This window comes from Streptomyces sp. NPDC029292, assembly GCF_055569295.1.
In genome coordinates, this window is record NZ_JBVHXR010000017.1 from 170,929 (window position 1) to 196,537 (window position 25,609).

Consider the following 25,609-nt stretch of genomic DNA (forward strand, 5'->3'; position numbering starts at 1 on the left):
CGCCCCTCCCATGACCTGCCCCACCCGGCGTACCTGGTCCCCACCCGGAAAACGCCGGGCCAGACGGAGCGGTCAACGCAATTCCTGGGCGATTTCCCCGCGGATTGAACGGGTGCCTGTGATACGCGGCGGTAAGTCGGCGACGTGCACAGAAAGCAAGGGAAAACAGGGCGATGACCGGCAAAGCGGTCGGTCTAACAAGAGCGGTGTGTTGCGTCAAGCCCCGAAAATCAGGGGCAGGACAGGAACTCCCCGGCCGGGCCTACTGGAGAGGCAGGCATCACGATTCCGTCCGCACCGACGCTGACCAAAACGTCCTCAAGGAGTTCACGTGCTAGGGAAATCGATCGAGGTCCTGACAGCCGATCCGGCTGACATCTCGACCCTCCAGGACGGCGGGGACCCCGGCCCGGCGACCGGCACCGAGAGGCTTCTGGCCGAGGTGCTGGCCGGCGTCGTGCGCGTCGAGCAGGTGCCGGTCGACAGTCACTTCTTCAACGACCTGGGCGCCGATTCCCTGGTGATGGCCCAGTTCTGCGCGCGGGTCAGGAAGCGGGCAGAACTGCCGACGGTGTCGATGAAGGACATCTACCGGCACCCCACCATCCGGAGCCTGGCCACCGCGCTCGCCGACGCCGCGCCCACCCCCGTCCCGTCCCCCGCCCCGGCTGCGGAGGTGTCGGCACCGGCGCAGACACCGACCGACGTGGGGGCACCGTCCGTGGTGGCGGCGCGGGCCGAGGTGCCGGCAGCGGTCGCTACACGGCGCTACTTCGTCTGCGGAATGCTGCAGTTCCTGTTCTTCCTGGGCTATTCCTACCTCGCCGCCCTCGGTGCCGCGGAAGGCTTCGAGTGGATCTCGGCGGGCTCGGGCCTGTTCGACCTCTATCTGCGGTCGGTCCTGTTCGCCGGCGCGGGCTTCCTGGGCCTGTGCGCCTTCCCGATCGTGGCGAAGTGGACGCTCATCGGCCGCTGGCGATCCGGCGAGTTCCCCCTGTGGGGCATGGCCTATGTGCGTTTCTGGGTCGTCAAGGCCCTGATCCGCACCAGCCCCGCGCGCCTGTTCGCCGGTTCACCGCTCTACGTGCTCTACCTCAGGGCGCTCGGCGCGCGGATCGGCAAAGGCGCCACGATCCTCTCCCACGCGATCCCGGTCTGCACCGACCTGCTCACCGTCGGGGAGGGCACGGTCATCCGCAAGGACGTGCTGCTGTCCTGCTACCGCGCCCACGCCGGCCTGATCCAGACCGGTCCGGTCACCCTCGGCAGCAACGTGCTCGTCAGCGAGCACACAGTCCTCGACATCGAGACCTCGATGGGCGACGGCGCTCAGCTGGGCCACGCCTCCTCCCTGCACACCGGCCAGGTGGTGCCCGACGGCGAACGCTGGCACGGCTCGCCGGCGCAGCCGACCGAGGTGGACTACCGGACGGTCGGCCCCGCCGACTGCCCCACCGTCAAAAGGACCGTCTACGGCGTTCTGCAGCTGCTGAGTCTGTTGGTGGTGTACTTGCCGCTGGCGATGGGCGGCGTGAGCATCCTGCTCGCCGGCGTCCCGCAGCTTCAGGTGCTCCTGAACCCGCAGCCGGTGGCCAGCCCGGCGTTCTACGTCGATGCCCTGACCACCTCCCTGGTCGTCTTCTTCGGCTCCATGCTGGCCGGCCTGCTGGTCATAGGCACCGTGCCGCGTGTCCTCAACCGGGCCATCACGCCCGGCAAGGTCTATCCGCTGTACGGCTTCCACTACGGCATCCAGCGGGCGATCGCACTGATGACCAACAGGAAGTCGTTCACCACGCTCTTCGGCGACAGCTCCGGCATCGTCCACTACCTGCGCTACCTCGGATACGACCTGGCTCGCGTCGAGCAGACCGGGTCGAACTTCGGCACCGAAATGCAGCACGAGAACCCGTACCTGAGCTCTGTCGGCACCGGCACCATGATCGCCGACGGACTGTCCCTCATGAACGCCGACTTCTCGAGCACGTCCTTCCGTGTGTCCCGCACGTCGATCGGCCCGCGTAACTTCCTCGGAAACCGCATCGCCTACCCCTCACAGGGCAAGACCGGCGACAACTGCCTGCTCGCGACGAAGGTCATGGTCCCCATCGACGGACCGGTGCGCGAAGGCGTGGGCCTGCTGGGCTCACCCAGCTTCGAGATCCCACGCACCGTGCTGCGCGACAACAAGTTCAACCACCTTCAGACCGGCGACGAGCTGCGCCGCCGCCTGGCCGCCAAGAACAAGCACAATGCCGCAACCGCCGGCCTGTACCTGCTGGCGCGGTTGGTCCACCTCTTCGTGATCACCCTCATCACGATGACCGCGGTCGACCTCTACCCCTCGCTCGGCGCACTGGCGATCGCACTGGCCAGCGTGCTCACTCTGGCCTTCACCGTCGTCTACTTCGCGCTGATCGAACGGGCCTCCACCGGATTCAAGCCCCAGAAGCCGCTGTACTGCTCGATCTACGCGCCCTCCTTCTGGCGCCATGAGCGCTTCTGGAAGATGGCCTCGATCCACTACATCCAGGCCTTCGACGGCACCCCTTTCAAGAACGTGATCTGGCGGTTGCTGGGGGCCCGGATCGGCAAGCGGGTCTTCGACGACGGCTGCTTCTTCCCGGAGCGCACCCTCGTCACCGTCGGCGACGACAGCACGCTGAACGCGGGGACCGTGATCCAGTGCCACTCGCAGGAGGACGGCGCCTTCAAGTCCGACCGCAGCGCCCTGGGCAGCCACTGCACCCTCGGGGTCGGCGCTTTCGTCCACTACGGCGTGACGATCGACGACGGCGCTGTGCTCGCCCCCGACTCCTTCCTCATGAAGGGCGAGGAAATCCCCTCGCACGCCCAGTGGGGAGGCAACCCGGCCCGGGAAATGCCGGACCACAAAACCGATTTCGAGGCCCGCCAAGAACACGAAGCCGCCCACGCCGCCCCGGCACGCGGCAACTGACGGCAACCGACACCGCGACACCAGCGACAAGCAGAGGAAGGGAACCGATGGCAACGCATGTGAGTCCCCACCAGACCGGCCGGGAGTACTGGCGCGGCGTATTGACAGCCGGCGGCTTCACCCCCGCCCCACGCTGGACCCTCCACCCGGTGACCGGCGTGGGGGAGTACGAGACACCGGCCCCCGACGACACCGTGACCGGGCTGCGCCGACTGGCGGGCGAGCTGGCGGTGCCGCTCAGTTCGCTCCTGCTGGCCGCGCACGCCAAGGTGCTCGCGACACTGTCCGGCGAGCAGGAGATCACCACCGGCTACGTCACCGAGGGCGGCAGCCTGCTGCCGTGCCGGCTCACCACCGCACCCGTCTCGTGGCGGGAACTGCTGCACAACACCCACCGGGTCGCCACTGAACTGCTGGCACATCAGGACGTCCCGGCCGAGGACATCGACGCTCTGAGGCGCGAACTGGGCCTGGCCGGGCCGTCGTTCGAGACCGTCCTCGATCCCAGCGCGATCGACGGAGACCTCACCGAGGACACCGCTCTGCGGGTGGGCATCCGTCACCACGACGGCCGGCTCGTACTGCGGCTGCGCTACCGCACCGACGCGCTCGACGCCGACAGCGCCGCCCGCATCGCCGGCTATCACCTGACCGCGCTCGCGCTGATCACCGCCGACCCCGATGCCGAACACGCACGCCAGAGCCTGCTGTCCGCCGAAGAGCTGCGGTTCCAGCTCGAGGGACTGGCCGGACCGGTCCGGGAGTTGCCCGACACGCGGGCGCATGAGCTGTTCGAGGACCGAGTGCGGATGCATCCGGATGCTGTCGCCGCCGTGCACGCCGACCGGCAGTGGACCTACGGGGAGCTCAACGCCCGGGCAAACCGGCTGGCCCGCGCCCTTGTAGCCCGCGGGCTTGCCCGCGAAGACGTCGTCGCGGTGGTGACCGAACGCAACCTGGACTGGCTGGCCGCCGTCATCGCGGTGTTCAAAGCCGGAGGTGTCTACCTCCCCATCGAGCCGCACTTCCCGGCCGAACGCATCGCTGCCACCCTCTCCCGCGCCGCATGCACCCTGGTGCTGACCGAACCCGGCAACGCCACCACCCTCGACCAGGCACTCGACTCCCTGCCCGGAGTCGATCGGCTCTTCGTCGACACCGCCTACGAAGAAGACCACACCGATGACGATCTCGGCATCCACGTCACGCCCGACCAGCTCGCCTACATCTACTTCACCTCCGGCTCCACCGGCGAGCCGAAGGGCGCAATGTGTGAACACGCCGGCATGCTCAATCACCTCTACGCCAAGATCGACGACCTCCAGGTCGGCGAGGGACAAGTGGTGGCCCAGACCGCGCCGCAGTGCTTCGACATCTCCCTGTGGCAACTGGTCTCCGCACTCCTGGTCGGTGGACGGACCTTGCTGGTCGAACAGGACGTCATCCTCGACGTCCCCCGCTTCCTCGACACCATCACCGACGGCGAGGTCACCGTCCTGCAGGTCGTGCCCTCCTACCTCGAAGCCGTCCTGACCGAGCTCGAACAGCGCCCTCGCACGCTGCCGGACCTGCGATACGTGTCGGTCACCGGCGAGGCGCTGAAAAGGGAGCTCGCCGAGCGCTGGTTCACCGCCCAGCCCCAGATCGGGCTGGTCAACGCCTACGGGCTCACCGAGACCTCGGACGACACCAACCACGACGTCATGGACCGGGCGCCGGACCGCATCCTGCTCGGCCGCACGGTCAACAACGTGCACATCTACGTCGTCGACGAACACCTCACACCCGTGCCACTGGGTGCCCCGGGCGTGATCGCGTTCTCCGGGGTCTGCGTCGGCCGCGGCTACATCAACGACCCCCAACGCACCCAAGCCGCCTACCTGGCCGATCCGTACCGCGAAGGCATGCGGCTCTACCTCGGCGGCGACTACGGCCGCTGGCACCCTTCGGGGAAGTTGGAGTTCCTCGGCCGCCGCGACGCCCAGGTCAAGATCCGCGGGTTCCGGATCGAGATCGGCGAGATCGAGAACACCCTGCTCCGCCTCCCCGGTGTCCGCGACGGCGCGGTGGTGGTGGCCGAACGCGCCGACCAGAGCAAGCACCTGGTCGCCTTCTACTCCGGCCCGAAGTCCCTCGACAACGCGACCCTTGCCGACCGGCTGGGTGCCTCGCTGCCCACCTACATGGTCCCGGCGGCCTTCCACTGGCGCGAAAGCCTGCCGCTGACCGCCAACAGCAAGATCGACAAGAAGGCACTGATGGCGCTCGCCACGGAACTCGCCACCACCGAGGACGAGCACGAGCCGCCGGCCACACCGACCGAGCAGCGGCTGGCGGCTGCCTGGGCGAAGGTCCTCGGCGTCCCGCAAGACCGGATCGGACGCCGCGACCACTTCTTCGACCGCGGCGGCACCTCCCTCTCGGCCGTGAAGCTTGCCATCGCCCTGGACCGCGCCGTGTCCCTCAAAGACGTCACCGCACACCCGGTCCTCACCGACCTCGCCGCCCTGGTCGACAACGGACCCCAGCGCCAGGCAACCGAACTACTGGCCTCCTCCTGAACCACATCGAAAAGAAGAAGGCACCATGCCGTACCCGATCCCGGAGTCCCCCCTCGAGATGGACCTGCACCCCGGCAAACCCCCGATCCTGCACACCAACACCCCCGAAGACGCGCCGGCCTGGGCGGCCGAACATCACCACGCACTGCGCACTCTCGTCACCGAACACGGCGCGGTCCTCATCCGCGGCCTGCACCTGCGCGACGCGGACCAGGCGAGCGCCCTCCTCCACCGCCTGGCCCCGGCCCTGATGACCGACAAGGAAGCCTTCGCCCCCCGCCAGACGTACACCCCGGGCGTGTACTCCTCCTCGACATGGCCGCCGAACCAGCCGATGTGCATGCACCACGAAGTCAGCTACACCCTCCAGCCCCCCGGCCTCATGCTCTTCGCCTGCCTGACCGCACCCACCACCGGCGGAGCCACCGCCATCTGCGACGCCCCCACCGTCCTCGAGGCACTGCCCACCGAGCTGGTCCACCGCTTCGAACAGGAAGGCTGGCTGCTCACCCGCACCTACAACGACGAGATCGGCGCCCCCTACGCCGAGGCCTTCGGCACCGACGACCGGAGGGCCATCGAGGACTACTGCCGCAGCGGCGCCATCGAATTCGCCTGGCAACCCGACGGCAGCCTGCGCACCCGCCAGCGCCGCCCCGCCGTGAGGACCCACCCGGTCACCGGCCGCCGCTGCTGGTTCAACCAGATCGCCTTCCTCAACGAATGGACGATCGAACCCGAAATCCGCGAATACCTCATCGACGTCTACGGCGCCGAGGGACTGCCGTTCAACACCCGCTTCGGAGGCGGCGACCCCATCGGCCCGGACATCATCCAGCTCCTCAACGACACCTACACCGCCCACACCACCCGCGAGCCGTGGCAGGCCGGCGACCTCATGCTCGTCGACAATGTGCGCACCGCTCACAGCAGGGAGGCCTTCCAAGGACCACGCGAGGTACTCGTCGCCATGGCCGAGCCGCTGCGCCTGGCCGAGTGCCCGCCGACCGCCGAGGCAAGCGCCGGATGACTACCGTCCGTTCCACCGCAATGGAGCCCACCATGTCCCAGCCGCACACCGTGCCACCGTTCGCAGTGATCTCCGGCGCCCAGGTCCAGCACGCCCTGCAGGACCGGGAAAAGCAGATCGTGAACCTCATCGAGGCCACCTACCAGCTGCACGCCGCCGGAGAGTCGGTCAACCCACCCTCCTACTTCCTGCGCTTCCCCGACCGCCCCTCCTCCCGGATCATCGCGCTGCCCGCCTCGATCGGCGGGCAAGTGCGGGTGGACGGCCTCAAATGGATCTCCAGCTTCCCCGACAACGTCCAGGCCGGCATCCCCAGGGCCTCCGCAGTCCTGATCCTCAACGACCACGACACCGGCTACCCGTTCGCCTGCCTGGAAAGCTCCATCATCAGCGCCACCAGAACCGCCGCATCCGCGGCACTGGCCGCCGACCACCTCACCCGCAACCGGCAACGCCCCACCCGTATCGGGTTCTTCGGCACGGGCCTGATCGCCCGCTACATCCACACCTTTCTGACCGCCGTGGGCTGGGCCTTCGACGAGACCGGCGTCCACGACCTGTCACTCGACAGCGCCGCCGGCTTCCGCGACTACCTCCAACAGACCGGCACCGCCGGACAGATCACCGTGCACGACAGCCCCGAGGAACTCATCCGCTCCAGCGACCTCGTCGTCTTCGCCACCATCGCCGGCGAGCCACACATCAGCGACCCGGCCTGGTTCCACCACAACCCCCTGGTCCTGCACGTGTCCCTGCGCGACCTCGCACCCGAGATCATCCTCGCCTCGACCAACATCGTCGACGACGTCGAACACTGCCTCAAAGCCAACACCTCCCCGCACCTGGCCGAACAGCTCACCGGCAACCGCGACTTCCTGTACGGCACACTCGCCGACGTCATGACCGGACGAGTAACACCCCCCACCGACCGGCCACTGGTGTTCTCGCCTTTCGGCCTCGGCGTACTCGACCTCGCCGTCGGCAAATACGTCTACGACGAGACGGCCCGCTCCGGGCAGCTCCACGTCATCGAAGACTTCTTCCACGACCTGCGCCGACACGGATGACCGGCCCACAGCGCCCTGCCGCGAACGAAGGGTCTGAAACGGAACGAGCCGGTCGGGCTTGTGCGAATGACCTGGATACGCACCGTTTCCGGCTCTGATCCGCCAGGTTCGAGCCGGTGACTCGATTGAGAGACGTGAACGCCGGTTCCTCGCGTACTCCTCTCCGTCCCGCTCGCCGGACCCGCCCCATCCGGCAGTACTGGACACGTCCCGGCGTTGTCAGGGCTGCTCTCGCCCTCCCCGGCATCACCCGGATCAGGCTGCCCTCAGCTTCAACCCCACTGCTGTGACAGCGGGTTGGCGGCAGGTCTTCCACCTCCACTCCAACCAACAGCGCCTCACGGCGCAAACAGAAGGTGAGCCAGAACCCGAGTTGGGATGTCGTTTCGACGCGAGATCGGGAGTCGCACTCTCGCGCGAATGTCCGATGTTCGCGACTTCGGAAGTCACCTGCCTTCGCCAGTCAACCGGCTTACGGAACGCGGCGACGGCCTGATCGTTGTGCGAGGCGGGGCAGAAACCGGCCGTACCCTCAAGACATACGATCAGGCTTCCTCGTGCTGGAAGGTGATCAATCGATGCCGGTGCCGAGCCTGCTCGCGGTGTTCGCTCACCCCGACGACGAGTCCCTGTTCGCGGGCGGCGTGCTCGCCGGGCACGCGGCCGCAGGCGCTCGAACCGCAGTTGTCACAGCAACCTGGACCGCGGACACGCAACGCGGCGCGGAACTCGCCGAAGCACTTCGGATCCTCGGCACTGACAAGCCACGCATGCTCGGCTATGCCGACGCTCGCGTACCGCAGTCGGCTCCGGGTATGTCGCGGTTCTGCGATGCGCCGCTCGACGAGACGGTGGGGCGGTTGGTCTCTCACCTGCGCCAGTTCCGCCCGGAGATCGTGGTCACCCATGACGCCTACGGCGGCCTGACCGGCCATCCAGACCATGTGCACACCAACCGGGTGACCACGCTCGCAGTCCAGGCCGCCGGGCTTGAGCGGCTCTATCCGGATGCCGGTGAACCTTGGCAACCGAGCGCCCTCTACCTGGCCACGCACCCGCACTCGGCTATGGGGGCGCTGAGCGACCTGGCCCGTGCGGGCAAGGCCATGAACACTGTTGCCGACGAGCGGATCACCGCAACCGTCGATGTCAGCCCCTGGCTGGAGCAGAAGTGGGCCGCCGTGCTGGCTCATCGCACCGAGGTGGAGCGGGGGGCCGCGCCGGGCTTGCTTGCCGGATTCCCGACGGCCGTCCGGGAGCGGATTCTCTCCACCGAGTGGTACATCCGCTACGACACCGTCTCCATCGTGTCGTCCCAAACGAACCTGACGGTGTGAGCATGAGGTGCCGCAGTGACTCCCGAACCCTTCGACATCGATCACGCGGCAGAGCCGCGAAGTGACTCCGAAGCCGTCGACAATCGACTCCCGTTCTCGCGTGCATAGCCAGCTGAGGCACGCTAGAGCGACCAGCAGCGCGGTGCCGAACTCCTCGGCACGTGGCCTGACCCCGGCGGGAGCGCCGGATGCCGAGGCACTTGCCAGAGGCCGTCACCCGTCGGCAGCCCACCCCGGGACCGTCGGCAGTACCTTCTCGGCGACGCGGAGCAGCACCGCGTCGTCCGGCACCCCGCCGTCCGCGCGCCACAGGACCACCTCGAAGGAGCCGCCGCTGTCCTTTGTGTCCCGGGCCGCGGTGAGGGCGCGGGCCGGGACGCCGGGACCGCTGTCGGTGTCGCTCCCGTCGAGGCGGAAGCTGATGCTGATGGTGCGGTCCGAGTAGAAGACCGCCGGGCGGCCCAGAACCGTCCGCTGTAGCGTGCCGTTCCCCAGAAGTGCGGCGGACCCGGCCACCGGAAGACGGTCGTAGGTGGCCGACAGCGTCACGGTGTGCAGAGCGGAGATCGGCTGCTCCGCCTCTGGGCGCCGCCTGCGCCGGATGTTCCTGCTGGAGCCTCGTTAGGGTTCGGTCGTATGACCGACCGCGTTCTGGAACTCTTGCGGACCCGCCCTGATCTGGCTGAACTGGCCGCGTTTGCCTTCGACTTCGATGTGAACCGGGCGTACCACGTCGAGCCGGTGCACCTCGCGTCCGGTGCGTCGCTGGAGGCGATCGCCGGCGACGACACCGGCGGAACGTACTTCCTGTGCGGGGGAACGGCGGTGCTCCACGCGTCCTCCGAGGGGGACGCCGTACTGCTCGCCGACACTGTCGGCGAGGCTCTCGAGATCCTCGTCCGGCTGCCCGGGTGGTGCGAGCACATCTCCCCCGAGCTGGACGAGGAGGACCTGCTCGCCGAAATACGTGCGGCGGACGACGAAGCGCGGGAGGGGTTCGCCCCCGAACTGGACGCGCAGCGAGCGGCGTTGATCAGCGGTCTGGGTCTGCCGGACCGGCCGCTGGTCGAACTCCTCGCCATGTCGGAGTCGGCCGCCAGGCGCACCGAGCCGGACCACGTCCTGCTCAACTTCCGCGCGCTCTGCGCGTACCGGTTGGACGAGTCCTTCCGGCAGCCCCTGCGCGACGTCGTCCTCGGCCCGGGACGAGAGGCGCTGGAGCGGATGCGCTCCGGCGACCTCGGCGCGCGGGAGGAGACGGCTGCGGATCCAGCTCTGCGGGCGGGGGTGCTGAGGGCAGCGCGGTACGACCGCCGTGACGGCGACCTGCCGCTGCTGCGCTTCCTGCTGGAGCACGAGAATGCCGCGCGGACCGAGTGGTTCGAGGAGCGGCGGCTGGCCGCGGTGCTGGTGGCGTTGCACGGGCAGGACGGGGACGTTCCGCTCCTGCGGTCGGCCACTACCGGGCAGGTCACCGACAGTGCCGGAGCCGTGCACTGGGCCCGCGCCGAGGAGGCGAGGCGGCACGGGCGGGATGCGGCTGCGGAGAGCGAGTTCACCTGGATCGAGCTGGCCCACCGGCAGGGTCGTATCGAGCACGCCCGGATCGGGCTCATCCGCATGCTGGACGACACGGGCCCGGACGCGGACCGGCTCCGAGAGCTGAGCCGTGCGCTGGAGCGCATCGGCGACCACGCACAGGCGGCCCGCGCCCAGTTCAACCTCCTCACGCTTCAGGACACGGCATGGGACCGGGCCTCGGAGGCGTACGTCCTCGCCCGCCTGGAGCGGCGCAAGGGCGACCTCGTGGCAGCGGGGCGGGCGCTGGAGCGGGCACGGGCGGCGGTCGGCGCCCATGGCGCCACGCCGGAGGGAGCGGTGACTCAGTGGCACCGCGTGGGACTCGGCCGACTGATCACGGAGCAGCATTTGGAACTGACGCTCGCCGCGGTCGAGGCCGGTGACGCGGAACTCGCGCGTGCCACGATGGCGCATGGCAGGCGCCTGCTGGACACGATCGGCAAGGAGTCGGCGAAGGCACTCAGCCGGCTGTCCACGCGGGCGAAGTGGGCGGTGGCTGGGCTTCGCCCGCCCGGCGCCTGACACCCGCGAACCGTCACGGCGGAGGGGGCGCGGCCGTATCCGGGGTCGCCGGGTCCGCGGCCCGTATGGCGGGAAAACATGGCCAACCAAGGCTCGTCGCCCAGGACTTCGGCGGATGCGTCTGCCTTCGGGCCCAGCTGCTCCACGATGTAGCCGTACGTCGACATCGGCATCCCCGTCACCGTGTGCTGGGGGGGGGGAGGACGACTCCTGGATCCCAGTCGCCAAGGTCCACGAACTGGCGTTGCCGATGCCCGGCGCGCACTTGCGTCTCATCCCCGGCGCCGGGCATCTCGTACCGCTGAACGCACCTGCGCAGCCGCTCGCCGCGCTGCTGGACTTCCTTGCCGGGGACGGCTGAGGTCCTGAGGCCGGAGGTGGTGGCCGGCCACCACCTCGTTGGCCGTTTCCGTCAGTTGTCCGGTCGCGGGCATCGTGGGGTGGTGCTCTGATCACCCCCTGTGGCCTGCGGTGGTGCGTCCATCCGGACGTCTTTCAGTGCGTCAGCAGGCCCCCTCGTCCTGCCAAGGCCCCCACTCCGAGGCGCCGGGCACCTCGTTCTGGGTCCACCACTTGGCCTTCCAGTTGTGCTTGTTGTACGAGACCTCGTTACCGGCGGTGTAGACCGCTGTCGAGCTCCAGGCCGTCGTGCACGCGGTGCTCGTAGGCGTCGGAGTCGGCGTGGGGGTGCTGGTGGGCGGCGTCGCTCCGGCGAACATCACCGAGTACTTCGCGAAGTCCCAGGAATTCTGGGCCACGCTGGAGCAGGTGCCGGATGTACGGCCGCCGTTGTCGGCGGGGGTGCACTGGCGGTCGCGGTTGAGGGACCAGAAGGTGAAGCGGTCCATGTTGTGGCTGGTGGCGTAGTCCAGCACCGTCTGGAAGTCGGCCTGCGAGAAGATCTCGCCGGTGTCGCTGCGTCCGTTCATCCCGGAGAAGCCCTCGTGGGCGTAGGCGGTCGCCTGGTCCCAGCCGAAGGTGGACTGGAGGATCGTGTTGAAGTTGGTGAGGGCGCTGGTCTGTGAGGCCGCGCCGTTGAATCCGCCGTCGAACGGCATGATGGAGAAGTTGTTCGGCGTGAAGCCCTGCGACTTCGCCTCGAGCAGCATCTGCTTGCCGAACCAGCCGGTGCCGTCCGCCGTGCCGGCAGTGGTGACGGAGACGTAGAGTCCCGGGTTGTTCTGCTGGAGGATCTTGGCGGCGCCGATCTCGTTCTTGATGGCCGCCGTGTTCTCGTACTCCGGCTCCTCCAGATCGAAGTCGATCGCGTGCAGACCGTACTTGGTGATGACCTGCTGGTACGCCGCGGCGGTGGCGGCCGCGTCCGAGCAGGCCTGTCCGAGCTTGGTGCCGCCGTACCCGCCGATCGATACCGAGACGTCGCCGCCCTTGGAGCGGATGGTGTTGATGACCGACTGCACGGCGGTGTCCGAGGAGACAGCGGCCGTGCCGCCCCAAGTGGGGGAGCAGCCGCCGCCGTTGGGAGCCAGGATGAACGCGAGCTGGAACGCCTTGAGGCCGGTCGCGTCCATGATGGCGCCCGGGTCCGGCGGGTCGTTGTCCAGGGGCATCAGATAGGGAGCGGCGGCGTACCAGCGGTTGCTGAGCGCGGTGGTCGCGCCCGAAGCGTTGCCCGCGACCAGGGCGGTCGTGCCGACTGCGGCCAGGCTCACGGCGGCTGCCGCGCCCAGACATGCGCGAAGACGTCTCACTGTGCCTCCAGGGAGTGGGGGAGTGGCCCCAGCTTCTGGGTGCTGTCGCGATCACGTCAATGAGTTGGACTAGACCAGAAGAGCCTTTGGACTAGACCATGCAATCTCTTTACCCGGACCTCCGGTGCCTTCCTGCTCTCACGCAGTCTGGGTATCACGTGCTCCGCCGGAGTCTCGGCGAACTGAGGCTCGAACGTCCGGCAGGCGTGTTGACCTGGAGCGCAGCGCCTGGGCCCTCGTGCCGGTGGAACGTGATCCCGGTCATCTCACGCGGCTCTCCGCGGCCGGGCGTACTCCGTCAGCTGCTCAGCGGCGTCCTCGGCGCTCACGGTGTCAACCCGGCGCAGCATCGGGTGACCACGCTCAACCGCCTGGTGACACGCGCGGATCCGACCTCTCCAGGTGCTCCAGCACCCGACGAAAGAGCCGACCGGCGATCACGCGGTCAGGCGGCCGCGGGCTGTGCGGTGAAAGTGCGTTCCAGGAGGTCGTACAGAGCGTCCTGGTCCTGGTCGCTGAGCCTGTTCAGGCCGGCGAGCGTGGTGTGCATCTTCCCGCGAATCGCGTCGATGACCCGCTCGCCCTCGTCCGTGAGGACGACGTTCTTGACCCGGCGATCGGTGGAGCTGGGCTCGCGCCGCACCAGGCCGCGCTTCTCCAGTCGGTCGACGATCCCGGTCATGTTGGAGGCGTCGCACGTGAGGATGGAGGCGAGGACGCGCATCGCGGCGGGTCCCCGGCGCAGCACGTTGAGAGTCTTGCCCTGGCTGGCCGTGAGGTTCTCGCTCGCCGCGGCGACGGTGAAGTCGCCGTAGTAGGCGGCTAGCGACACCGAGAGCAGCTCCATGAGCTGGGCCGTGTCGACGCGGCGGGTTCCTGTCATGTGGGTGACCCTACGCCAGGAAACTTGACCATCTCAAATATTGATGATTACGGTCTGTCAATTGCTTGAAGTCCTCAAGCATCGAGGTTCTTAAGTAGTCAGGAACGAGTTTCCGTGTCTCACGCACAGCACGAGGTGTCCCCGCCCTCCGGAAACACCGCGGTCGTCTTGGAAGGCGTGCCCCGATGAAGACTCCGAACCATCCCGGCAACGGATCGATCGAGATCGACCACCGCGCGGCCGTCGCCGCGGAGACCGCCCGGTTCGTCGCTGCGGTCAAGGGCGCCGACCTGGCAACCCCGGTGCCCAGCTGCCCCGGCTGGACGCTGGCCGACCTGATGAAGCACACCGGCAGCGTCCAGCGCTGGTTCTCGGTCCTGTTGGAGACGCGCATCCAGCAAGCCCCCCGGAACCGCGAGGTGGACCTGAGGCTCCCGGACCGCGAGGACGAGTACGCGGACTGGCTGGCGGAGAGCGCGGCCGTCGCCGCGGAGGCCTTCGCCGCCACTGACCCGAGCCTGCCGATGTGGGCGTGGGGCGTCGACCAGCACGCCCGCTTCTGGGCGCGCCGGATGCTCTTCGAGACCCTGGTGCACCGGGCCGACAGTGAGTTGGCGCTCGGCCTCCGGCCGACGATCGAACATCCCCTCGCAGTCGACGGGATCGACGAGTTCCTCGTCAATCTGCCGTCCGCCGCCTTCTTCGCCCCCAACGTCGCCAACCTGCGAGGTCCCGGCAGAACCATCCGCTTCATCACCACCGATGGGGTCGGCGACTGGCTCGTCCGCCTGCGGCCCGATGGGTTCGGGCTTGTTGAGAGCCGCGAGCCGGACACAGCCGACGCGTCCGTCCAGGGAGCCGCGGCCGACCTGCTCCTGCTCGTCTACGGCCGCCTGCACCACGACGCCGAGGTCTTCACGCACGAGGGAGACGAGGGCCTGCTGGAGCACTGGTTCTCCAATTCAGCGTTCTGAGCGCCCGTCCTTTCGCTGCTCGTTGCGGGGACGGGCCACCGAGATCGCTCCGGCACCCGCGCGCAAACCGGCTCGGCCTTCGTCGCTCGACGCGCCTGGAGTTGATCGCCGATGCTCCCTGGTGTGACCGTGCGGGTGACGGCCGTCACGCCACGCCGCGACACGGCGCCCGGCAGGCAGCTAGGCCTTGACCGGGTTCAATACGTCACATGGCATCAGCCTGGTCTGTGCACCGGGCGTTGGAGCAGAGCGACCCGCCCGGGTCTGAGTCGGGCCAGTTGCCGGCCGCGTGCGAAGAACCAGGGGGAGAACATCGGTAGCCGAGTACGAGGTGGTGTTCGGGGTGGACAAGCGGATGACGGTGCTCAGCGAGAGCGGGGATGATCCTTTCGCGCTGCACCACGCCGCCTCGGCGGTGCTCGACGACCGGGGAACCGTGGTCGGCTGGAGCCGGCGGGCACAGGAGTTGCTCGGCTATCCGGAGACAGCAGTCATCGGCCGTCCGGCGCTCGATGCCCTGATCGATCCCCGCGACCTGCCGGCCGCCAAGGCCGCCGTGGCGACGTGCAGGAGGGATGGAGGCTGGTTCGGCGTACTGGCGGTGCGGCATCGCAGCGGGCGGCTCGTGGAGATGGGTTTCAGGGCACGTGCGCTCCTGCGCGGTGAACTTGGCCGCGAGTGGTTCCTTGTCGGGGCGCCCGCGGCGGAGGTCCTCGAGTGGCAAAGGGACCGCGCGGTCCTCGACGGGTTGTTCCGCCGGTGTCCGATCGGTCTGGTCGTCCATGGCCCCGAGATGACGATTCTGCGGGTCAACCGTGCGGTCGAACGGTTCACCGGCACCCCGGCCGTCTCATTTCGGGGAATGCCTACAGGCGCGCTGCTGGTCGCCGAGGATGCGCGGGAATCCGTGGACCGGGTGCGCCATGTGATGGAGACCGGAAGATCACTGGTCTCCACCGAGCAGTACGCCCGCCTGGAGCGGGATCCCACTCGAGAGCGGGCCGCGTCCGTCTCGGCGTTCCGACTGGAAGATCCCGCCGGCCGGGTCCTGGGAGTGGCAGAGACGATCGAGGACGTCACCGAACGCCATCGGGCCCAACTTCGGCTGGCGCTCCTCGCCCAGGCCGGCGCGCGTATCGGATCGACGCTCGATGTGGGAGAGACGGCCTGGGAACTCGTGGATGTGATGGTCCCTCACCTGGCGGACCACGTATCGGTGGACCTGTCGGAACCGGTGACACGCGGCGAGGAGCCGGCGCAGGCCTTGGCGGGGCCCGTCGCACGGGTCGCGGTCCGCAGCCTCCTGGCCCAGGAGCCCGACCTGCCGCACCCGGAAGCGGAGCTGGTTCAGTTCCCACCCGGCACACCACAGGCCAGATGCCTGGCCGACGGGCGTCCCGTCCTCGAACCGGTCCTTTCGCCCGACTGGTTCTCCGCAGAACCGCGTCAGGGCGAGCAGGCACCGGACCTCTCGGCCCATTCTCTGATCCTGGTGCCATTGGCCGCGCGCGGCCTGGTCCTGGGCGTGATGAGCCTGTGGCGATCGCGGCGCCCCGAGCCGTTCGAGGCCGACGATCTCACACTGGCCCAGGACCTGGCCTCGCGCGCCGCCATCAGTATCGACAACGCCCGACGCTTCACCCAGCAGCAGCAGACCGCGTCCACCCTGCAACGCACCCTGCTGCCAAGGATCGTTCCGCCCCAGCCGGCCGTCGATGTCGCCCCTCGCTACCTCCCAGCCAGCACGGCCCCGGGCCTGGGCGGTGACTGGTTCGACGTCATCCCCTTGTCCGGGGCCAGGGTCGCACTCGTCGTCGGCGACGCGGTGGGCCACGGACTGCATGCTGCTGCCACGATGGGTCGGCTGCGTACCGCCGTGCACACCCTTGCCACCCTCGACCTGGAACCGGACGAGGTCCTCTCCCGACTGGACGACCTGGTCAACCTCCTTGCCGCGGAACAAGAGCCGGCCGGCGAACCCGCCAGCGAGCAGGTCGTCGGCGCCACCTGCCTCTACGCCGTCTACGACCCCGTCTCCCGGCAATGCTCCGTGGCGCGCGCGGGTCACCCTCTACCGGTCGTGACTACACCGGACGGACAGGCCGGCCTCCTTGACCTGCCCCCCGGCCCGCCGCTCGGCCTGGGTGGCCTCCCGTTCGAGAGCCGGGAGATCGAACTGGCCGAGGGCAGCCTGCTCACGCTCTACACCAACGGACTCATCGGCGAACGCGACACCGACGTCGACACGGGCCTGCAACGGCTTCGCGCAGCGCTCACCCACCCTGCGGATCCCTTGGAGCAGACGTGCCAGGCGGTTGTCGACTCCCTCGTGTCCGCACACCCCACCGACGACATCGCGCTTCTCATCGCGCGCACCCGCGTACTGCCACCGCAGAACGTCGCCTCCTGGCAACTGCCGCTGCAACCAACCGCCGCCGCCCAAGCCAGAGCGCTCACCACGGCCCAGCTCGCCGAATGGGGACTGGAACACCTGGCGTTCACAACCGAATTGATCGCCAGTGAATTGGTCACCAACGCCTACCGCTACGCCAGCGGCCCCGTGACCCTGCGACTCATCCGTGAACGATGTCTCGTCTGCGAGGTCGCCGACGCAAGTCACACCTCACCGCACCTGCGTCGCGCCCGCACCACCGATGAAGGTGGGCGGGGCCTGTTCCTGGTGGCCCAGCTGACCGAGCGCTGGGGCACCCGCTACACCCGCGAGGGCAAGACCGTCTGGACCGAACAGCCACTGGCCGGGCTGTAAATCATGATCACGGCTGGGAGGAACCGGAGGTCGCCCGAGAGAGCGACACATTGCCCCCTGCGCCGGCAGGCCCCAACTGGGAGCAGCGCCCGTACCTGCGCACACCTCCGTTTCCACGTCGCCAAGGTGGGCACAGACGGGGCGAGCACCAACGCCTCGACCTTGCCAGACCGAGGGCATGCTCCGGACGTTGGATGACCGGCGCACTCGTAATGCGTAGGTCTCGGGTTCGAATCCCGAAGGCGGTCCATTGGGAAACCGCAGGTTGGGCCTCTGAACTGTGGTTTCTTCGTTTTCTTGACCTTGGAATGTGTGTACGTAGCGCTTCGGCCGCCTGTGTATGAAATGCGTAGGGGTTTGTGGTGCGACGGTTCTCCGCTGCGGCAGGCCGGCCGCCCGGCCAGGATCGTCTGCTGGGTCGGTCGAGCCTGAGCCGGAGCAAGTCGTCTGGGCAGAGAGAGCGTGCTCGGCGCGGACCTCCTCATGCCCTTCGCTGTGCGGCAAGGGGGCTCGTTTGGGGCCTACGGGAGTACCGGCTCATGCTGGCCATTGCCCGTATCGAGATCATCGGCCCCTGGTGGACGTTGACGGACGCCGAAGGACACCTGTCCAGTTCCACGACGGGCTTGCTGATCGCGGGCGTACCAATCGTGAGCGCGGCCCTGGCCTGCTTCTTCGGTGACACGGAGCGGCTGGGGGCGCGTCGGGTGACGGGGCTGGCGCTCGGCCTGGTGGGTGTCGCGGTGCTGACGGTCCCGCATCTGGCCGGCGTCGACGCGCTCTCGCTGACCGAGGTGTTCTTGACGGTCCTGGGCTGCGCGACCGCGCCGCTGATCGTCGCGAGGCACCTCAAGTCGGTGCCGAGTCCAGGACCGGCAGCTCCACCAATCGAATTCGACATGCGTCAATATTGACATCTATCGATGTGTGCGGCAGGCTCGCTGCTGTATTGATGAATGTCGATGCAGAAGATCCGATGGCATCCAGCAACCAGCCCCTGGAGCACCTGATGAGCGAGAGCACCTCCGCCTCCCTGCCGACCGTGGTCATCGGCGCCGGCCCGATCGGCCTGGCAGCCGCCGCCCATCTCGTCGAACGCGGCATCGAACCGCTGATCCTGGAAGCGGGACCGTCCGCGGGCACCGCCGTTCGCGACTGGGCGCACGTGCGACTGTTCTCCCCCTGGGCCGAGGTCGTCGACCCGGCAGCCGAGAAGCTGCTGGCTCCGACCGGCTGGGTGCGCCCCGACAGCGCGGCCTACCCGACCGGCGGCGACTGGGCCAAGCAGTATCTGCAGCCGCTCGCCGACGTACTCGGCGACAAGGTCCGCTTCGGCGCGACCGTGACCGGCGTCGCCCGCGTGGGCCGTGACCGCATCGTCGACTCAGGCCGTGACGAGCAGCCGTTCACCGTGCACGTTCAGGGGGCCGACGGCCGCGAGGAGCGGATCACCGCCCGCGCCGTCATCGACGCCTCCGGCACCTGGTCCGTACCCAGCCCGATCGGCGCGGACGGCCTGCCCGCACTCGGCGAGAAGACGGCCGCCGCGCACATCTCCTACCGCGTCCCCGAACTCAAGAACCCGGCCGTACGCGCCCGTTACGCGGGCAAGCGCACGGCGGTCGTCGGCTCCGGCGCCTCCGCCTTCACTGCCCTCGCCTACCTGGCTGACCTGGCGAAGGAGGAGGACGGCACGCACGCGGTGTGGATCCTGCGCCGGGGGATCACCGGTTCGACGTACGGCGGTGGCGAGGCCGACCAACTGCCCGCCCGTGGTGCCCTGGGCCTGCGCGCCAAGGCCGCCGTCGAGGAGGGGCGCGCGAGCGCGGTGGCCGGCTTCCGTACCGAGGCCGTCGAGAGCGACACCGACGGACGCCTGGTCCTGGTCGCCGAGGACGGGTGTCGCCTCGACCCGGTCGACGAGGTCATCGTGCTGACCGGCTTCCGCCCGGACCTGTCCTTCCTCGACGAGCTGCGCCTCGGCCTGGACGAACGCCTCCAGGCGCCGACCGCGCTTGCCCCGCTCATCGACCCCAACGTCCACTCCTGCGGCACCGTCTACCCGCACGGCGTGAAGGAGCTCTCGCACCCGGAGAAGGACGTCTACCTGGTCGGCATGAAGAGCTACGGCCGCGCCCCGACCTTCCTCGCGATGACCGGCTACGAGCAGGTGCGCTCCATTGCCGCCGCGCTCGCCGGAGACCACGAGGCCGCCGAACGCGTCGAGTTGACCCTCCCGGAGACCGGCGTGTGCGGCGGCGCGGGCCTGTTCGACGAGCCCGATACCTCCCAGGCCGGTGACGGCGGTGGCTGCTGCGCTGCTCCGGCCACCTTGCAGATCGGCATCGGCACCCCGGCCACGTCCGGCGGCTGCTGACCCATCACCGCACCCACCCAGCAGGAGGCTCGCCGTGTCCCGCGTACAGCTCGCCCTCCGCATTCCCGACCTGGCCGCGTCCATCGCCTTCTACACCAAGCTCTTCGGCACCGAGCCCGCCAAACTCCGCGACGGCTACGCCAACTTCGCCATCGCCGAGCCCCCGCTCAAACTCGTCCTCGTCGAAGGCCGGCCTGGCGAGGACACCCGCATGGACCACCTCGACGTCGAGGTCGAGACGACCGAGGCCGTCCACGCCGCCACAACCCGCCTCGCCGAGACGGGCCTGGCCACATCGGCATCCCGGTCGGCCGTATCCTCGAGCGTCGCGGTCCGCGGACCGTGATGACCGCCGGTTCCGTCCTGGGCGTCGTGGCTGTCCTTGCTGTTGCGTACGCGCCCAACCTCGCCGCCTTCACCGCTGCCTGGCTCCTTGCCGGGGTGTCCATGGCGGCCACCTTCTACGACCCTTCGCTGCCGTCACCCGTTGGCGGGCAAGGGCCGGGTCCGCGTCCCTACGAGCGTCACACGCGCCAGCGACCTGCGGCCGTCCGGGCCGGCCGCCGCGGCCGCGCACGGCGGCACGGTCATCGAGTACGTGGTGGCGCTGATCCTGGTGCTCTCGCACGGCGGGATCACCACCACCGTCGCACTGACGGTCATGGTCGTCTTCCACCTGCACATCATGTCGACGTTCCCGATGGGCGTGCCGCTGGAGTGGAACGTCTTCTTCATCTACTCGGCGCTCGTCCTGTTCGGCCACGACGCCGCGCCCGGCGTCTCCTTGCTGCACTCCCCGCTGCTGGTGCTGGGCCTGGTCGTCGTCCCGGTGGTCGGCCATCTGCGCCCGGACCTGGTGTCGTTCCTGCCCTCGATGCGCTACTACGCCGGCAACTGGGCGACCAGCCTGTGGTGTTTCCGCCGGGGCACCGAGCGCAAACTCAACGAGGGCATCGTCAAGGCGTCCGGCCTGCCGGTGGACCAGCTCACCCGCCTGTACGGTGCGCAGACGGCCGAGTTGGTGCTGCACCAAGGGCTGGCCTGGCGGGCGATGCACAGCCACGGCCGCGCGCTGGGCGGGCTGCTGCCGCGGGCCGTGGACGATGTGGAGGCCTACGATGTGCGCGAGGGCGAGATGGTGGCGGGGGCGGTCCTCGGCTGGAACTTCGGCGACGGCCATCTCCACAACGAGCAGCTGCTGGCCGCGGTTCAGGAGCGGTGCGGCTTCGCACCGGGTGATCTGCGCGTCATCGTCCTCGAATCCCAGCCGACGCACCGCCAGCGGCAGCACTGCCGCATCGTGGACGCGGCGACCGGTCCGATCGAGGAGGGGTATGTGACGGTGCGGGACATGGTGGCTCGGCAGCCCTGGCTCGACGACGAGGCGCCCGCGATCCCCGTCGAGCCGCTCGGCGCGGCCCGGCCGGGGACCGAGGCGGCGGCCGCGCATGAGTGACGCGATCGTGGTGGGAGCCGGCCCGAACGGGCTCGCCGCCGCCGTCACCCTGGCACAGCACGGAGTGAAGGTCACCGTCCTGGAGTCGGCCGACGAGATCGGCGGCGGCACCCGGAGCAGCGAACTGACCGTGCCCGGGGTGCTCCACGACCACTGCGCCGCGGTGCACCCGCTGGGCGTCGGCTCACCATTCCTGCGCACCCTCGGTCTGGAGCGGTACGGCGTCGAGTGGGCTTGGCCCGAGGTCGACCTGGCGCACCCGCTGGACGGCGGCCGGGCCGGGCTGCTGGTCCGCTCCCTGGAGGAGACCGCACGCGGCTTCGGCCCGGACGGCCCGGCATGGCGGCGCCTGTTCGCCCCGCTGACCGCAGGGTTCGACGCCCTGCTCGACGATGTGCTGCGTCCGGTCGTGCATCTGCCGGCACACCCCGTCCGCCTGGCACGGTTCGGGATGCGGGCGATGCAGCCGGCCACCGCGATCGCCCGCCGCTGGCGGACCGACGAGGCCCGCGCCCTGTTCGCCGGTGCCGCGGCGCACGCCTTCCATCCGCTCAACCGGCCGTTGACCGCGTCCATCGGACTGATGCTCGTCGCCGCGGGCCACCGGTACGGCTGGCCGGTCGCCCGCGGCGGCTCCCAGGTGATCACCGACGCGCTCGCCGCGCTGCTGCGGGAGCTCGGCGGCACCATCGAGACCGGAGTGCGCGTACGCTCGCTGACCGAACTCCCGCCCGCCCGCACCGTCATGCTCGACGTCGCCCCGAGCGCCGCCGTCGGCATCTGCGGGTCGGCCCTGCCGGAGCGGGTCCGCCGGGCCTATCTGCGATGGCGCCACGGCCCGGCGGCGTTCAAGGTCGACCTGGCCGTCGAGGGCGGTGTGCCCTGGACCCACGAGGCCTGCCGCAAGGCCGGCACCGTGCACCTCGGCGGAACCCTGGCGGAGGTCGTCCACACCGAGCGCGAGATCAGCCGGGGGCGCATGCCCGAGCGGCCCTTCGTCCTGCTCTCCCAGCAGTACCTGGCCGACCCCGGACGCTCGGCCGGGGACATCCATCCCGTCTACGCGTACGCGCACGTCCCGCACGGCTACACCGGCGATGCCACGGACGCCGTGCTCGGCCAGATCGAGAGGTTCGCCCCCGGCTTCCGGGAGCGCGTCGTCGACACCGCCGTCCGCTCGGCCGTGGGGCTGTCCCAGTACAACCCGAACAACGTCGGAGGCGACATCATCGGCGGAGCCAACACCACGCTCCAGCTCGCCCTGCGCCCGCGGGTGGCCGCCGACCCCTACCGCACCGGCATCCCCGGCGTCTTCCTGTGCTCGGCGGCCACGCCCCCCGGCGCCGGGGTCCACGGAATGTGCGGGTTCAACGCGGCCCGGTCCGCGCTGCGGCACCTCGTCCCATGACCGGGCCCACGGGACGGCCGGTGGACGGGACCGCCGACCCGGTCGTCCTCGCGGCACGGGTGATGCAGGCGCGCCGGGACGAGTTCATCGCCCGCCTGGTCGCCACCACCGAGGCGGAGATCGCGCTGCTGGAACACGACGAATCGCTGCGCGGGCTGCTGGAAGCCAGCATCACCGAGAACATCGTCACCGCCTTGCACGTCATCATCAACCGCATCGACCCGCAGACCGTGGACGCCCCCGCCTCGGCCGTCTCCTACGCGCGCCGCCTCGCCCAACGCGACGTCCCGCTCTCGGCGTTGCTGCGCGCCTACCGCCTGGGGCAGTCGCAGAGCTTCGACCTGGTCCTCGGCGAAGCGGTCCGGCTGGGGCTGCCGGACACCGCCGGCACGGTCATCACCCTGGTCAACCTCAGCACCGCCTATGTGGACCGGGTCTGCGACCAGATCAGCCGCGCCTACGAGCAGGAACGCGAGCGCTGGGTGGGCACCCGCGGCATGCTGCGCCAGCACTGGGTCACCCAGCTGCTGGACAACCCGAAGGTCGACCTGCGCCAGGCCGAGGCCGCCCTCGACTACCGGCTGTCCGGCAGCCACCTCGCCGTGGAGGGCTGGCTCGACGGCACCACCGCGACCGCCGATCCCACCCCGGTTTTCGACCGGCTGGCCTCACTGCTGCACACCGTGCTGCACGGTGTCCGCCGCCCGCTGCTGGTCCACACCGACGAGGCCGACGCCCACATCTGACTGACCGTCAGGCCAGGCTGCCCGGTGGACGCCGACACCGTCGGGGCCGAACTGGCCCACGCCGCCCTGCCGGTGCGCGTCACCCTGGGCAGCGTGCGGCCGGGACTCGACGGCTTCCGCCGCAGCACCCGCGCCGCAGCCCGCGCCAAGGCGCTCGCCCTCTCCGCGGGCCCCGCCGCGCCCCGCGCCGTCAGCTTCGCCCGCGTCGCCCTCCTGGTGGACGAGCCACGGGAACTCGCCGACTTCGTCTCCGACACCCTCGGCGACCTCGCCGTCGACGAACCCCGCCGCGAACTGCTCCGCGAGACGCTCCGCGTCTTCCTCGCCACCAACCGCAGCTACGCCGCGACCGCCGACCACCTGATGGTCCACCGCAACACCGTCCACTACCGCGTCCAGCGCGCCGTCGAGGGCTACGGTCTCGACCTCGACGCAGGCGGTTTCGACCTCCATTTCGCCCTCACCGTCTGCCAGTGGCACGGCGCGAAGGTACTGCGACGAGCGCGGGACGCGTGAGCGCCGACCAAGGCGCGCTCTCCCGCACGGGCTTCACCCGCACCCGGGCCCGCATGACCAGATCAGCGCCGTGGGTACGACCGGCCGGCCATTGCCGCTCCTGTCGAGCTCTCCCGCCTGCTGCCAGGGCTTCTGCGCCGGGGCCGCGCCGCTGTGCCGACGTTGAGCGCGGCTCGTTGTGCGTCAGTCGTACACGGCCGCTCAAGCCGTAGACCCCGGCCGCGTCGAGCAGGCGGCCGGCGGTCCGGAAAGACCGGTGGAGCCCGCCCAGTTCCGTCGGAGGGCCGAGCCCCGCGGTCACCTCCAGCTCCCCGATGACGGGTCTGGCCTCCACGACTCCCGCGATCGCCTCGTCCAACACGGCGAGCATCGCGGTGCGGCCGCGCGGATGGCACCGCACCTCTCCCCGTGTGGTCGGGCAACCGCGCACGCCATCGACTCTCCCGGACCGGCAACCGCCAACTCAACGCAGCCCTGCACCGGATCGCCGTCACGCAGGCGCACTATCACCCAGACGCCCGCACCTACCTACAGCGCCGACGAGAGGCAGGGAACACCAACACCGAAGCCGTACGCGCCCTCCGGCGCCGTCTCTCGGACGTGGTCTACCGAGCTCTCCTCCGCGACGCCCAGACCAGCACGGAGCAAGCTGACCTCGCGCAGGCCGCCTGATTGACATAGGAGCCATAGGACGCAACCTTGCGTGGGCCATCCGTGGCAAAGAAGCCCGCTCCCGCTCGTGCCTGCCGTCCGGCTCCACAGCCGTACTGAACCATCGCCTTGGTCAAGACGTACGAAGACGACTCAGCGGACTGAGGGGAAGGACCGATGGACGGAGCGGGACATCCCGATCGCAGAGCTCTTCTCGCCGGAGGACTTGCAGTTGCCACGGTTGCGCTTGCGGGGTGCTCGCCGACGAGCGCCGCCCCGTCGGCGAGCAGCACATCGCCGGAAGCACGGCCGGTCACGCCCGCCGCGGCATTCACGAGACTGATGGACGGCAACAAGCGCTGGGTGAGCGGAGACCTTCGACATCCCGACCGGGATCCGCAGCGGCGTCAGTTCGTCGCCCAGGAGCAGGAACCCTTCGGGGGGATCCTCTCGTGCATCGACTCCCGGGTGCCGCCTGAACTCCTCTTCGATACCGGGCTGGGTGACCTATACGTGATGCGTACGGGCGCGGAGGCCATCGGCCCGGTGGTCACGGGTTCCGTGGAGTACGGGCCCATGACGAGTGGTACTCCGCTCATCGTGGTCCTCGGGCATCAGCGTTGCGGTGCCGTCGGGGCGGCGTACAAATCCATCCGTGACGGCAAACCGCTGCCCGGCAACCTGGAGGCGATCGCCAAGGCTCTGCGTCCCGCGTACGACCAGGCAGTCCGTGAAGGCGGTGCCGACCCGGTCGAGACCATGGCCCGCGCCCAGGTCAAGCTGACCGCGGCCGACCTGCGCTCCAACCAGGACCTGGCCCCCCTTGTGGGCAAGGGCGCACTTGCCGTGGTCGGCGCCTACTACTCGCTCGACACCGGCAAAGTGGAAGTCCTGACCGGAGCGCCTTCCTGACCGGTCGGGCGAGACCGCGCTACGCGGCGCGCCCGGGGCTCCTGGGCGGACTACGGCGGCGGCACCCGGGCCGGTGCCGTAGTCCGCCGCGGTCGAGGGCGGCCGCCGTGGGGGCCGAAGCCCCCAGGCGCGGTGCGCCTCCCGTCGCTG

General features: G+C 69.5%; 16 protein-coding genes and 5 pseudogenes. 18 read left to right on the forward strand and 3 right to left on the reverse strand.

Annotated features, from left to right (window positions below):
* Positions 1-331: 331 nt before the first annotated feature.
* From ACZ4WS_RS32425 to ACZ4WS_RS32445, 5 genes and pseudogenes are all read left to right on the forward strand, one after another.
* Positions 332-2,959: a Pls/PosA family non-ribosomal peptide synthetase gene (locus ACZ4WS_RS32425; RefSeq protein ID WP_467986143.1), complete on the forward strand. Its 2,628-nt coding sequence runs from the start codon at positions 332-334 to the stop codon at positions 2,957-2,959.
* 47 nt (positions 2,960-3,006) lie between these two features.
* Positions 3,007-5,496 (forward strand): annotated as a pseudogene (locus tag ACZ4WS_RS32430) (non-ribosomal peptide synthetase); the annotation flags it as partial.
* A 49-nt stretch (positions 5,497-5,545) separates the two neighbouring features.
* Complete coding sequence (locus tag ACZ4WS_RS32435; RefSeq protein WP_467986145.1) at positions 5,546-6,550, forward strand: TauD/TfdA family dioxygenase; 1,005 nt, start codon at positions 5,546-5,548, stop codon at positions 6,548-6,550.
* Complete coding sequence (gene sbnB / locus ACZ4WS_RS32440) at positions 6,547-7,617, forward strand: 2,3-diaminopropionate biosynthesis protein SbnB (RefSeq protein ID WP_467986146.1); 1,071 nt, start codon at positions 6,547-6,549, stop codon at positions 7,615-7,617. The genes ACZ4WS_RS32435 and sbnB overlap by 4 nt, the downstream gene beginning before the upstream one ends.
* Before the next feature lie 578 nt (positions 7,618-8,195).
* Positions 8,196-8,954, forward strand: coding sequence for a PIG-L family deacetylase (locus ACZ4WS_RS32445; RefSeq protein ID WP_467986148.1), 759 nt, complete (start codon positions 8,196-8,198; stop codon positions 8,952-8,954).
* 213 nt (positions 8,955-9,167) lie between these two features.
* Here the strand turns inward: ACZ4WS_RS32445 and ACZ4WS_RS32450 are convergent, their stop codons facing one another.
* Positions 9,168-9,503, reverse strand: coding sequence for a hypothetical protein (locus ACZ4WS_RS32450; RefSeq protein WP_467986150.1), 336 nt, complete (start codon positions 9,501-9,503; stop codon positions 9,168-9,170).
* A gap of 87 nt (positions 9,504-9,590) precedes the next feature.
* Between ACZ4WS_RS32450 and ACZ4WS_RS32455 the strand changes: the two genes are divergently transcribed.
* Positions 9,591-11,057 carry a hypothetical protein gene (locus ACZ4WS_RS32455; protein WP_467986152.1) on the forward strand — a complete coding sequence of 489 codons (1,467 nt, stop codon included), beginning with the start codon at positions 9,591-9,593 and terminating at the stop codon, positions 11,055-11,057.
* A 174-nt stretch (positions 11,058-11,231) separates the two neighbouring features.
* Positions 11,232-11,418 (forward strand): annotated as a pseudogene (locus ACZ4WS_RS32460) (alpha/beta fold hydrolase); the annotation flags it as partial.
* Between the two features lie 142 nt (positions 11,419-11,560).
* Here the strand turns inward: ACZ4WS_RS32460 and ACZ4WS_RS32465 are convergent.
* Together ACZ4WS_RS32465 and ACZ4WS_RS32470 are read right to left on the reverse strand one after the other, a co-directional pair.
* Complete coding sequence (locus ACZ4WS_RS32465) at positions 11,561-12,769, reverse strand: carbohydrate-binding protein (RefSeq protein WP_467986154.1); 1,209 nt, start codon at positions 12,767-12,769, stop codon at positions 11,561-11,563.
* Between the two features lie 445 nt (positions 12,770-13,214).
* Positions 13,215-13,652, reverse strand: coding sequence for a MarR family winged helix-turn-helix transcriptional regulator (locus ACZ4WS_RS32470; protein WP_467986156.1), 438 nt, complete (start codon positions 13,650-13,652; stop codon positions 13,215-13,217).
* Positions 13,653-13,837: 185 nt separating this feature from the next.
* Between ACZ4WS_RS32470 and ACZ4WS_RS32475 the strand changes: the two genes are divergently transcribed.
* The 11 genes and pseudogenes from ACZ4WS_RS32475 to ACZ4WS_RS32525 all read left to right on the forward strand — a co-directional run bounded on the left by ACZ4WS_RS32475 (position 13,838) and on the right by ACZ4WS_RS32525 (position 25,459).
* Positions 13,838-14,626 (forward strand): maleylpyruvate isomerase family mycothiol-dependent enzyme, encoded by a 789-nt coding sequence (locus tag ACZ4WS_RS32475; RefSeq protein ID WP_467986157.1) that lies wholly within the window; start codon positions 13,838-13,840, stop codon positions 14,624-14,626.
* A 355-nt stretch (positions 14,627-14,981) separates the two neighbouring features.
* A complete protein-coding gene (locus ACZ4WS_RS32480) occupies positions 14,982-17,393 on the forward strand; it encodes a SpoIIE family protein phosphatase (protein WP_467986303.1) in 2,412 nt (803 codons plus the stop codon).
* A 465-nt stretch (positions 17,394-17,858) separates the two neighbouring features.
* A pseudogene (locus ACZ4WS_RS32485) lies at positions 17,859-18,277 on the forward strand (DMT family transporter); the annotation flags it as partial.
* 92 nt (positions 18,278-18,369) lie between these two features.
* Positions 18,370-19,770 carry an NAD(P)-binding domain-containing protein gene (locus tag ACZ4WS_RS32490; RefSeq protein ID WP_467986159.1) on the forward strand — a complete coding sequence of 467 codons (1,401 nt, stop codon included), beginning with the start codon at positions 18,370-18,372 and terminating at the stop codon, positions 19,768-19,770.
* A 34-nt stretch (positions 19,771-19,804) separates the two neighbouring features.
* Positions 19,805-20,113: pseudogene (locus ACZ4WS_RS32495) on the forward strand (VOC family protein); the annotation flags it as partial.
* A gap of 144 nt (positions 20,114-20,257) precedes the next feature.
* A complete protein-coding gene (locus ACZ4WS_RS32500) occupies positions 20,258-21,226 on the forward strand; it encodes a DUF3556 domain-containing protein (RefSeq protein ID WP_467986160.1) in 969 nt (322 codons plus the stop codon).
* Positions 21,219-22,634, forward strand: a complete 1,416-nt coding sequence (locus tag ACZ4WS_RS32505) for a phytoene desaturase family protein (RefSeq protein ID WP_467986162.1) — start codon at positions 21,219-21,221, stop codon at positions 22,632-22,634. The genes ACZ4WS_RS32500 and ACZ4WS_RS32505 overlap by 8 nt, the downstream gene beginning before the upstream one ends.
* Positions 22,631-23,380: an RsbRD N-terminal domain-containing protein gene (locus tag ACZ4WS_RS32510; protein WP_467986164.1), complete on the forward strand. Its 750-nt coding sequence runs from the start codon at positions 22,631-22,633 to the stop codon at positions 23,378-23,380. Before ACZ4WS_RS32505 ends, ACZ4WS_RS32510 begins: the two co-directional genes overlap by 4 nt.
* A gap of 24 nt (positions 23,381-23,404) precedes the next feature.
* Positions 23,405-23,896 carry a helix-turn-helix domain-containing protein gene (locus tag ACZ4WS_RS32515; protein WP_467986166.1) on the forward strand — a complete coding sequence of 164 codons (492 nt, stop codon included), beginning with the start codon at positions 23,405-23,407 and terminating at the stop codon, positions 23,894-23,896.
* 402 nt (positions 23,897-24,298) lie between these two features.
* Positions 24,299-24,568, forward strand: a pseudogene (locus tag ACZ4WS_RS32520) (transposase); the annotation flags it as partial.
* Positions 24,569-24,889: 321 nt separating this feature from the next.
* The gene (locus ACZ4WS_RS32525) at positions 24,890-25,459 is read left to right on the forward strand and encodes a carbonic anhydrase (protein ID WP_467986168.1); all 570 of its coding nucleotides are present in this window, start codon (positions 24,890-24,892) and stop codon (positions 25,457-25,459) included.
* Positions 25,460-25,609: the final 150 nt, after the last annotated feature.

Coding starts and splice junctions, on each gene's coding strand:
- ACZ4WS_RS32435 (WP_467986145.1), top strand. CDS start 5,546: ATGCCGTACCCGATCCCGGAGTCCCCCCTCGAGATGGACCTGCACCCC.
- sbnB (WP_467986146.1), top strand. CDS start 6,547: ATGACTACCGTCCGTTCCACCGCAATGGAGCCCACCATGTCCCAGCCG.
- ACZ4WS_RS32445 (WP_467986148.1), top strand. CDS start 8,196: ATGCCGGTGCCGAGCCTGCTCGCGGTGTTCGCTCACCCCGACGACGAG.
- ACZ4WS_RS32455 (WP_467986152.1), top strand. CDS start 9,591: ATGACCGACCGCGTTCTGGAACTCTTGCGGACCCGCCCTGATCTGGCT.
- ACZ4WS_RS32470 (WP_467986156.1), bottom strand. CDS start 13,652: ATGACAGGAACCCGCCGCGTCGACACGGCCCAGCTCATGGAGCTGCTC.
- ACZ4WS_RS32475 (WP_467986157.1), top strand. CDS start 13,838: ATGAAGACTCCGAACCATCCCGGCAACGGATCGATCGAGATCGACCAC.
- ACZ4WS_RS32480 (WP_467986303.1), top strand. CDS start 14,982: ATGACGGTGCTCAGCGAGAGCGGGGATGATCCTTTCGCGCTGCACCAC.
- ACZ4WS_RS32490 (WP_467986159.1), top strand. CDS start 18,370: ATGGCATCCAGCAACCAGCCCCTGGAGCACCTGATGAGCGAGAGCACC.
- ACZ4WS_RS32505 (WP_467986162.1), top strand. CDS start 21,219: ATGAGTGACGCGATCGTGGTGGGAGCCGGCCCGAACGGGCTCGCCGCC.
- ACZ4WS_RS32510 (WP_467986164.1), top strand. CDS start 22,631: ATGACCGGGCCCACGGGACGGCCGGTGGACGGGACCGCCGACCCGGTC.
- ACZ4WS_RS32525 (WP_467986168.1), top strand. CDS start 24,890: ATGGACGGCAACAAGCGCTGGGTGAGCGGAGACCTTCGACATCCCGAC.